The 6139-nt window shown below is 70.3% G+C and carries 4 protein-coding genes and 1 pseudogene; all 5 read right to left on the minus strand.

The window, feature by feature from the left end; genetic code table 11:
- Nucleotides 1-2211: bifunctional transaldolase/phosoglucose isomerase (locus HY726_21045; protein ID MBI4611486.1), on the minus strand; the 2211-nt coding region annotated here is incomplete at its 3' end.
- Between the two features lie 14 nt (nt 2212-2225).
- Complete coding sequence (gene tkt / locus HY726_21050) at nt 2226-4232, minus strand: transketolase (protein MBI4611487.1); 2007 nt, start codon at nt 4230-4232, stop codon at nt 2226-2228.
- A gap of 241 nt (nt 4233-4473) precedes the next feature.
- Nucleotides 4474-5148 (minus strand): DedA family protein, encoded by a 675-nt coding sequence (locus tag HY726_21055; GenBank protein ID MBI4611488.1) that lies wholly within the window; start codon nt 5146-5148, stop codon nt 4474-4476.
- Between the two features lie 202 nt (nt 5149-5350).
- Nucleotides 5351-5731 (minus strand): annotated as a pseudogene (locus HY726_21060) (TlpA family protein disulfide reductase).
- 6 nt (nt 5732-5737) lie between these two features.
- Entirely contained in the window at nt 5738-6055 is a 318-nt protein-coding gene (locus tag HY726_21065; GenBank protein ID MBI4611489.1) for a redoxin domain-containing protein, read from the minus strand.
- Nucleotides 6056-6139: the final 84 nt, after the last annotated feature.

Here is a 6139-nt window from a genome sequence, read left to right on the forward strand (position 1 = left end):
GCGAAAGAACTCCCCCCCAAGATCGTAAAGGTCCTGAAGCCGGATGGTCACCACGGGGTGGGCCTGCTCCAGTGCTTTCACCTTCGCGTCCAACCTGGTAGCCCGGGTCCGCTCAAGACGCAGGCAGACGAACAGGCGGTCATTCCCGTACCCGGCTGGGCCTGCGACCTCCTCCCCTTCCACCGGCAGGATCCCCTTCCCGTCCTTCCCCGTGCTCTCGGCGATGAGCTGCTCGACCCAATAGCCAAACGCGGCGATCTCCGGAGAGCAGACGAGGGTGACCTTGTCGCGCCCCCGGAGGGCTAGAGCGCCCAGCACCCCGCCGAGCCAGAGGCCGGGGTTCTCCCGCGTCGGCACGCATGACACGCACGCGTGGGTCATCCGCTCCGCCCGGTCCAGGAGCTTCCCGACGTCGAGCCCGAGGAGCACGGCCGGCACGAGCCCGAAATACGAGAGGGCCGAGTACCGGCCACCGATGTCGGGAGGATTCAGGAAGATCCGGCGGAAGGACTGGGCGCGGGCGATCGCCGCCAGCGGCGTGCCCGGATCGGTGATCGCCACGAACTGCTCCCCCGCGCGGCCGCCCAGGATCGCCTGAACCCTGGCGAAGAAGTACTGGTGGAGGGCCACGATCTCGGGCGTGGTCCCCGACTTGCTCGCGACGATGACGAGCGTGCGCGGCAGGTCGAGCGTCTCCTCGACCGCCCGGATGCTGGCCGCGTCGGTCGTGTCCAGCACGTGGAGCCGCGGGAATCCTGGCGCCGCGCCGAACGTCAGACGCAGGACGTCGGGGCAGAGGCTCGACCCCCCCATCCCGAGCAGGAGCACGTCCCTCACCCCCGCCGCCGTCACCTCGCGCGCGAACTCGCTGAGGTCTGCCAGATGCTCCCGTATCATCTCGGCCACGGTCAGCCACCCGAGGCTCTTCCGGATGCCCGCCTGGTGCTCTCCTGCCGACTTCCAGAGACTCGCGTCCCTCGACCAGATCCTGGCCGCCGCTCGCCGCGTCTCCAGGTCCGCGAGCGTCGCCTCCACCGCCACGGCATCCTGGTGGAGCACGGCCGCCTGGCGCTCGCGGACACCCGAGGTCAGGAGGCCGCGCTTGCCGGCGATGCAGGCGAAGAGATCACGGAAAGAGTCCGCGAAGGCCTTCACCCCCTCCTCTTCGAGCTGGCCGGTGACCTGGGCGAGATCGATGCCCACGGCCGCCAGCTCCCGGAGGACCGCCTCCGCCTGCGGGAGGTCCTCGGCCAGCGCGTCATGAATGGCCCCGTGCTCGCGCAGGGCGGCCAGCGTGGCGGGCGGCAGGGTGGTGACCGTGTCCGGGCCGACCAGCGCTTCGACGTAGTACACGTCGGAGTAGGCGGGGTCCTTCGTGCCCGTGCTAGCCCAGAGGAGGCGCTGCACGCGGGCCCCTCTGGCCTCGAGCGCGGCCCAGCGCGGGCCGCTGAAGATCGCCCGGAATCGGGCATAGGCCATCTTGGCGTTGGCGATCGCGGCCTTGCCGCGCAGCCACTCCAGCCGTCTCGCCTCGCCCTCGTTCCGGGTCTCCCGGCTCTTCGCCTCGAGCCGTCTGTCCACCAGGCTGTCCACCCGGCTCACAAAAAACGAGGCCACGGAGGCGATCTGGTCAACCAGGTTCCCCTCGCGGAGGCGCTGCTCCAGCCCCGCCAGATAGGCGTTCGCGACCGCCTCGTACCGCGTGACCGAGAAGAGGAGCGTCACGTTGACGTTCACGCCTCCGGCGATGAGCTCTTCGATGACCCGAACCCCCGCCGCCGTGGCGGGCACCTTGATCATCACGTTGGGGCGGCCGACGGCCCCGAACAGGCGACGCCCCTCCTCGACGGTCCCACTCGCATCGTGGGCCAGCCCGGGCGACACCTCCAGGCTCACGTAGCCGTCCCGCCCCTCGGTCCGATCGTAGACAGGCCTGAGCAGATCAGCGGCCGCGCGGATGTCCTCGAGCGCGAGGGCCTCGAAGATCTCCCCGACCTCCTTCCCCTCGGCCACCAGCGCGCGCAGGCGCTCGTCGTAGTCGCGGCTTCCCGCGATCGCCCTTTCGAAGATCGTCGGGTTGGAGGTCACCCCGGTGACGCCGTCGGCGATGAGCACGGCCAGCTCGCCAGAGGCGATCAGGCCGCGGCGGATGTTGTCGTACCAGACGCTCTGCCCGTGCTGCTGGAGCTGGACCAGGGGATTATCCGCCATCACACCCCTCTCTGTCACCTGCCGAGGAGGGCCGTCGCGCGGGCGGCGATGCGCTCGGGCGTGAAGCCGAACTCCTCGAACAGCCTGGCGGCCGGCGCCGACCCCCCGAACCGATCCAACCCGATAGTCGCCCCCTGGTCCCCGACGTAGGTCCGCCAGCCAAGCGTGCGGCCCGCCTCGACGGAGACGCGGGCCCTGACCGAGGGCGGAAGGACGCTATTCCGATACGCCTCTGGCTGGCGCTCGAACAGCTCCCACGAGGGCATGCTCACCACCCGCGCCCCGATCCACCGCTCTTCCAGGAGGCGCTTAGCCTCGAGCGCCACGGGGACTTCGGAGCCCGTCGCGATGAGGATGACGTCGGGCTCCTCCGGGCTGTCGGCCAGGACGTACGCGCCGCGGGTCACACCGGAGGCCGGCGCGAGCTCTTTCCGGTCCAGGACCGGCAGATTCTGCCGCGTCAGGATCAGGGCCGTGGGTCCGCGGCGCCCGAGGGCGACCCGCCACGCCTCCGCGGCCTCTGTCGCATCGGCGGGCCGGATGGTCAGGAGACCCGGGATCGCCCGGAGGGCGACCAGGTGCTCCACCGGCTGATGCGTCGGGCCGTCCTCGCCGAGGCCGATCGAGTCGTGGGTAAAAATGAAGATCACCCGGATCTCCATCAGCGCCGCCAGCCGGATGGCCGGCCGCATGTAGTCGGAGAATGCCAGAAAAGTGGCGGTATAGGGGATGATCCCCCCGTGGAGGGCCATCCCGTTGGCGATGGCGCCCATCGCGTGCTCCCGCACGCCAAAGTGCATGTTGCGGGCGCACCACTCCGCGACGCCCAGGTCGCCATACCCTTTGAGGTAGGTGCTGGTGGAGGGCGCGAGATCCGCGGAGCCTCCCAGGAGGGATGGTACGGCCGCCGCCAGCGCGTTGAGCACCTTCCCGGAGGCCGTCCGGGTGGCCATAGGTCCCTCGGACGGCGTGAACTGGGGGAGGCGGGAATCCCAGCCCGGCGGCAGCCCGCCGCTCAGCATGAGCCGCCACTGTTCGACCTCCTTGGGAAAGGCCCGCGCATAGGCGTCGAAGCGCGTGCGCCACGCCGCCTCGGCTTCTGTTCCTCGCTCCAGCGCCCCGCGGAAGTGGGCCAGCGCCTCCTCCGGGATATAGAATCGGGGTTCGAGGGGCCACCCCAGCACGCGCTTGGTCGCCCGGAGCTCCTCTTCCCCTAGCGGCTCCCCGTGCGCCTTCGCCGTGTCCTGCCGTCCCGGGCTCCCGAAGCCGATGTACGTGCGCGCGATGATCAGCGACGGCCGCTCGGCCTCGGCCTGCGCCGCGGAGATGGCTGCAGTCACGCCCTCGAGATCGTTCCCGTCCACGTGCTGCACGTGCCAGCCGTACGCCTCGAAACGGCGGCCAACCGACTCGGTGAAGGCGATATCCGTGCTCCCCTCGATGGAGATCTCGTTGTCGTCGTAGAGGTAGATGAGCTTGCCGAGCTTCAGAGTGCCGGCAAGCGAGGCCGCCTCCGACGACACGCCTTCCATCAGGTCGCCGTCGCTCACGATCCCATAGGTGTAGTGGTTCACGATCTCGAATCCCGGCTTGTTGAAGGCGCAGGCGAGATGCAGCTCGGCGATCGCCATCCCCACCCCGTTGGCGAACCCCTGTCCCAGCGGGCCGGTCGTCACCTCCACCCCTGGCGTCAGCCCGTACTCCGGGTGGCCGGGCGTCCTCGACCCCCACTGCCGGAACCGCTTGAGCTCTTCGAGCGGCAGCTCGTAGCCCGTCAGGTGGAGGAGACTGTAGAGCAGCATCGAGCCATGACCCGGCGACAGGATAAACCGGTCCCGATCCGGCCACTGGGGATTCCTGGGGTTGTGCTTGAGGAACCGGGTCCACAGCACGTAGGCCATCGCGGCCGCCCCCATGGGCATGCCCGGGTGCCCGGACTTCGCCTGCTGGACCGCGTCCGCAGCCAGCATGCGAATGGCGTTGATGCAGAGCTGATCGAGGTCCTTCCCCTTTGGAGTCATAGTGGCCGTCCCTTCTGCTGGCAGAGTCGGGTGCTCATGGGGCGATTCCGAGCGCGGGTGGTCACCCCAGGCTCCGGGTCGATGGACGCTGAGCGGCCTCCGCTACCGACTCCGCCCTGTGGGCGAGGTGCAGAGACCGGAAGTAGACGACAACCTCGGGCTTGCCGTATGTAAGGTAGCTTACAGACAAACGGCGGTACGGATCCCCGCAGGGTCGGGAGATTCGGCCCCATCTTCTCCCTCACCCGCTGCCAGGACTCACCCCTACCGGCGGCAGCTCGGCAGGCGCTTCTCCCATCGCCACCGCGGCCCCGGATTCGGCGGGGCCGTAACGCAGCCGGCGCACGCCTTTCCAGGTCAGATAGCCCAGGACAGACACCAGCACCACGACGCTGGCGGCCCGGGTCAGCTCCTGGACCCCCACGGTGAGGGCCCCGATCTGGCGGCCGAAGAGGAACCCCACGGCGCTGGCCACCGACGCCCAGATCAGGGTCCCCAGGCCGTTGAACACCAGATATCGCCCATACGGGATCCGGGAGGCCCCCGCCAGAGGAGCAGCGAAGGCGCGCACGCCGATGAGGAACTTCCCCGCGAGCAGCGAGGCTGGCCCGACCCGACGAAGGAGATCCCCAGTCCGCGTGACGCAGTGGGCGGAGCCCAGGGAGACCCGGCAGTAGAGCCGCAGGAGGCCCACCCCCCGCAGGCGGCCGATGACATACCACAGGTGATCCGCGGCCAGCGCTCCTGCTGCCCCCGCCGCCACCACGACGGGCAGGCTCAGCTCGCCGCCGGCGGCGAGCGCGCCAGCCAGGAGCAGGACGATCTCGGCCGGAATCGGCAGCCCGAGGAAGTCCAGCAAGGCCCCCCCGAAAACCAGAGGGTAGCCGAACTGCCGGACGAGTGGCAGGATCTCCACGCGTGCCTCTCAGTGGGCAGCGTAGCCGAGGGGCTTGGCTGCGCCGACCTTCTCGTACTCAGCGAGCCAGGCTTCTCGCGTCGGCGGCGGCTCGCTGTTCGGTGGGATGGAACCGCGGTGGAGCGGAACGCCCGTGCGGGCGCCTAACGGCTTTCTGGGACGGCTTTCCCCGTCCCGGCTGAGTCACGAGGTGCTCTGTCGTTCAGCGCGGCACCTGCGCTCCGTCCCCCCCGCGGCCGTCTCCTACCCCCTCGGCTCCAGAGCCGCTCCGCTCGGGCGCCGGGGCCAGCAACGTCTCCAGCAGCCGCCGGGCCGGCTCCGCGGTCCACTCCCGCGCGCCCACGATCTGGCCGATCACCTCGCCCTCCCGCCCGATGAGGAACGTCATGGGGTGACCCCAGGCCTTGTACGCCGCGGTCACGCTCCCATCCTGGTCCAGCAGCACCTGGAACGTGAGCCCGAGCGCGTCGCGGTACCCGGCCACCTCCCGGCGCGGCTGCCTGAAGTTCACCGCAAGCACGGCCAGCCCCTGCGGCTTCCACGCCTGGTACGCCTGCTCGCGGGAGGGAAACTCCCTCCGACAGGCCGGTCAGGCCGTGCCGAAGAAGGCCAGCATCACGACCTGGCCGCGGAGGTCGCTGAGCCGGACAGGTCGCCCCTCCAGGTCGCGCAGGACGAAGTCCGGAGCCTGCACCCGCGTCGCGGGCTGCAGGAGCTCCAGCGCCTGGGCCGCCTCGGCCGGGACGCGGGCGGCCTGGTCAGCCGCCGCCCCCTGGGCCATGGCGACGAGCAGCAGCAGGCCCACGACCGTGATCCACCTGCTCCCCTTCATGGCTTTCCCCCGAGCTGCCACCGCGCATCCGGGCGCGGCCAGGAGCAGCAATGCCTGCCAGATCACACGCTTCAATGGCAGACCTCCTCTGCTACCGGCCCTGGAGCCCGGCCAGCGCCTCCCGGGCGGGCGTGAGCCCGGGCTCGAGCCCGAGCGCCC

This window comes from Candidatus Rokuibacteriota bacterium, assembly GCA_016209385.1.
Lineage (GTDB): Bacteria > Methylomirabilota > Methylomirabilia > Rokubacteriales > CSP1-6 > JACQWB01.